This is a genomic window from Ligilactobacillus sp. (genome assembly GCF_036846325.1).
Lineage (GTDB): Bacteria > Bacillota > Bacilli > Lactobacillales > Lactobacillaceae > Ligilactobacillus.
The window spans coordinates 4,315-8,464 of sequence record NZ_DAIUCE010000075.1 but is presented as its reverse complement, the minus strand read 5'-3'; the positions used below and the strand labels follow the sequence as shown (position 1 = coordinate 8,464).

Annotated in this window: 3 protein-coding genes; all 3 read right to left on the bottom strand. The window is 53.4% G+C overall.

Features of this window, described 5'->3' with window-relative positions; translation table 11 throughout:
- Positions 1–237: 237 nt before the first annotated feature.
- Positions 238–2,328 (bottom strand): ornithine decarboxylase, encoded by a 2,091-nt coding sequence (locus tag V7Z60_RS07450; RefSeq protein ID WP_334117208.1) that lies wholly within the window; start codon positions 2,326–2,328, stop codon positions 238–240.
- Positions 2,325–3,776, bottom strand: coding sequence for an APC family permease (locus V7Z60_RS07445; RefSeq protein ID WP_334117207.1), 1,452 nt, complete (start codon positions 3,774–3,776; stop codon positions 2,325–2,327). Before V7Z60_RS07445 ends, V7Z60_RS07450 begins: the two co-directional genes overlap by 4 nt.
- Positions 3,777–3,935: 159 nt before the next feature.
- Positions 3,936–4,150: hypothetical protein (locus V7Z60_RS07440; RefSeq protein WP_334117206.1), on the bottom strand; the 215-nt coding region annotated here is incomplete at its 5' end.

Genomic DNA, 4,150 nt, shown 5'->3' with positions numbered 1-4,150 from the left:
CGCCTTGTTAAGCGGCTGGTCTTCACACCTTGCATTCCCGTAATCCCTTCTTGATACGCAGCCCGGACAGCAGAAAAATTCAGTCAAGGCACTGCATTTGGCAGAAATCGGATCCTGTAACAAAAAATCCGCACCAATCATTGGCACGGATTTCAAATCATTATTCAGTTGCGGCGTTCGCTTCCACACCTTTTCTAATCAGGTTCCAGCTCACAGCCCCCTACGCCTAAGAAGCTCTCAATTGGCAGGATGACCTGCCGGCGTGCGAGCCTCCTTATCTACCGCCTTGTTAAGCGGCTGGTCTTCACACCTTTTCTTCAGCACATATCCCTTCGCCACATACCTTCCGTTTTCATCCTTTTCCAGATATATCCCCTGAATCTCGGGATCAAATCCCGGAAACTCGTCCATTGCACCCATCAGAAGCCTGAAGTAGTCGACATCAAGCTGCTGCCAGCGCTCGCCGGGAGCGACGATGAAGACTCCAGGCGGATAGGGAAGCGCACCCTCAAGTGCGATGCGGCCGACGATGTCATCGAGCGGGACGAGTTCGCCCTGGTTTTTCATGAAGGCCAGGTCAGCGTCATACGGAAGCATTTCATAGTCGTTAAACGTCTTCTTGATGAACAGATCGCGCTGGAGATGCCACGTCTGCCGGCTGCTGTAGTATGAGTGCATTTCGTCGCACAGGCCGTGAAGCGTCACGCCCTCATAGCGTTCCCGGTTCATCCCGTACAGACGCGGCAGCGCCGTTTCGACCGGAACGTCGTCCAGGTAGAGCCGCTCGAATTCCATCAGCGTGCGGTACAGGACGTCAAGATCTTCTATGGGTCTTCCCGGCGTCACCAGGAACAGAAGCGAGTACAGGTCTGATTTCTCCGGCACGATGCCGTGTTCCATAAGGTATTTTCCGACAACCGGCCCCGGGATGCCACATTCTTCGTATTCACCGGATTCGATGTTGATTCCCGGACACTTCACGACAATCTTGACGGGGCTCTGAATGGCTTCTTCAGCACTGCATCTCCTGAAGCTTTCAACGTCCCGGACCGTCGTGAAGAGGCTGCTGTCCTCCATCCTCCTGCAAAATGCAGAGCACGCATCCACGGTGTCCTGCCAGAATGCGCTGTTGCCAAACGCTTCTGCCATGGCCGCATTGACCGTCAGCGAAGCGTAGACAGGATAGGAGTAGCTGGTCGTCACATACTTGAGGTAGGCATTGTTGAAGCGCTTGTGGTCAATGTAGCGCTCCTGTCCCCTGATGTGTACATCCTTCTTCAGAATCTGCGACGTCTGCGCAAGACCGGCCTGCTGCTTGTGAACTGACTGGGTCACGAGAATGCCGGGATCGTCAGGCCCCAGTTCAAGCTGAAGGGGAGACAGCTTTCTCATCGAGGGAATGAACTGTTCGTAACCGCCCCAGGCGCAGTCAAACAGTATATAGTCGCACAGCCCGCCGATCCGGTCAAGCAAAAAGCGCGCGTCATAGAAGACGCCGTCATACGTCTCGAGCTGAAGCACCGCCAGCCTGAAGGGCCGCTTCTCATGAGCCCTTTCCGGTGCGACCTTTGCGATTTTCTCCCTGATTTTTTCTTCGGTCAGTTCGTCTGCAACAAGCGGTCCGATCAGACCGAGGGGATTTCTGTCAGTCTCAAGATAGACCGGACGCGCCCCAGTCATCACCAGCGCACTGTTGTAAAGCGACTTGTGGTTGTTTCTGTCGAACAGGACCAGATCCCCGGGCGTCAGGCAGGCACTTGCACAGATTGTGTTGGAGCTTGTCGTTCCGTTCGTGCAGAAGTAGGCCTTGTCGGCATTGAAGGCACGCGCGGCCTGTCTTTCAGCGTCAAGCGGCGTGCCGCCGTGCGTCAGCATGTCGCCAAGCTCCGGCACGGTGTCGCTCGTGTCGGCATAGAGCATGTGTTCACCGAAGAATTTTGAAAAGACCTCCCCGGCCGGATGAATCGAATAGAACTGACCGTTGTGATGCCCCGGTGTCGCAAAGGTGGTCCGCTTCTCGTCAGCGAAGTTCACAAGGTCAAGCAGAAAGCCGGGAACATTTGCCCGCTCGTACTCACAGGCCTTCCTTGCGGCAAATGCAGAGGCCCGTTCCAGACTGTCCGTGTCGGCTTCCACGACTGGAATCTCAAGCCTGGATCTTTTTCGCAGCATTTCAGCCGTTTTCTTCGCTTTTTCATCACCCTTCATGAAAATAATGCAGGCAAGTTCTGCACCGTTCAGGTTTTCTGAAAGCGCCACTGCTTCCCATGGTTTCCTTACCAGGGAACGGGTCTCCCCGGTTGCTGCGATTTTCAGATATTCTTTCATTTACCCTGACCTCTCTTCAGTTCGAGCTTGCGCAGAAGTGGCAGGACAAAGCCCATGCCGAAGATCAGGAAGACGAAGAAGAAGTTCATCAGGAGTTCATGCGTGAACTGCCTGGTTCCGGGCTCTGCATTTTGCGGAATAAAGCCCATCGTCGCGCAGACGAACGTGAACAGGAAGCACCAGAAGCCGACGGCAAGCGCACCTTTGCGGTTTCTGATGAAGACATAGTCCGAGCTGAACTCGTCCTGACGCCAGCGCACGGCGAGAAAGGCCACGAACACAAGGCATGTCTTGTACGGCGAAACGATTCCGTTCAGGTTCAAGAGCCAGTTGTAGATTGAGTTGATGCTCGGCAGGGTGCCGGAAAGAAGCAGCAGAACGAGCGCAATCCCGGCAGTCAGCGTGTAGCTGTGCACAGGACGACCGTTCCTGTTCTTCTTTGTCAGCCAGCTTGGCATGTACTTCTGGTTGACGTCACCGGCAAATACACGGCTGGCGGCATCAATCAGGATGGCAAGCTGCGCAAGCATGAAGAACGCCTGAACGACCGCGAAGACGTACATCAGCGCGCTGCCGATTCCGAGCTGTTCGCCGAGCAGCTTGAAGGCATAATAAGGTCCGTTCATCTTGAAGTCATGCGGGATGTTGTTGGCATCGAAGAAGACTGCAAGCGAAAGCGTTCCGAGAATTGTCAAGGCACCCGTCATGATGGCAAGCATCCACATCGAGCGCGGAAAATCCCTTTTCGGGTTCTTCATCCTGCTGATGTACGGAGCAGCCAGTTCGGCACCGGACATCGCAAAGATCAGAAGACCCGTCGTTGAAAAGTAGTGAAGGGAGAAGTTCGGCTTGAAGGCCGCCAGGTTGAACGGCTGTGTCGCAATGTGCGCTCCGTGCGTCACTGCCCATCCCGTCATGAAGACGAACAGCATTGACATGATGAACATTGCACCACCGCCGATCAGGGACAGTATTTCAAGCGAATCCCTGAAGAAGTTTTCCAGTAATATGAACGCCAGGATGATTGCAAATGTCAGAAGGCCGAAAGTGAACGTTGACATGTGCTTCCCGAGCGTCGCATTCCCGAGAACGATCCAGCTGAACGACACGATGACCGAGTTCGAGACGTCAACCAGATATGGTATCGTCTGAACCCAGTACATCCATGAAGTTGCGTACCCGAACAGGTCGCTGCCCGTTCCGCGCCTGATCCATGAGGCAAGTCCGCCCGCCTGCTGGTCAAACGTCAGTCCGAGCTGGCTGACAATCAGTTCGTAGGGAATGACATATGCAAACAGCATGAAGATCCATGAGACGACAACCGACAGTCCCTGATTCTGGAAGGGATAGAAGATGTTCTCGAAGCTGATGATGGTGACGAAGTCAAGCAGCGTCAAAACCAGCCATGGCGTGTATTTTCTGTTTGCGTTCTGATCTAAAGTATTCAATTTGTTTCTCCTTTGCTTTTGTGACTGTTTATTCCTTTATGTCACTCAAGCAATCACCTGCGGCTTAAGCAAGGAGTTGCCTGAGCTTTAAGCCGCAAGTGCCGGGATGCTTGTTGGAAAACATTCTTCTCCCCTCCTTTTCATAAAATGCAATTAATATTATGACGTGTTTTCAGAAAATTGCAAGGCGAAATGAAATGCCTGGAGCAGAGCAGCCTGCGGATCCGTACGTGAACTGAAGGCAATCCCTCCAGTCCTGATGGAAAATTCAGAGCCTTGTCCACCAAACTTGGTGGGGTTTCTGCTCCATTTCCACCAAAACTGGTGGAGTTTCTGCCTCATTCCCACCAAAACTGGTGGAGTTTCTGCTCCAT

Coding starts and splice junctions, on each gene's coding strand:
- V7Z60_RS07450 (WP_334117208.1), bottom strand. CDS start 2,328: ATGAAAGAATATCTGAAAATCGCAGCAACCGGGGAGACCCGTTCCCTG.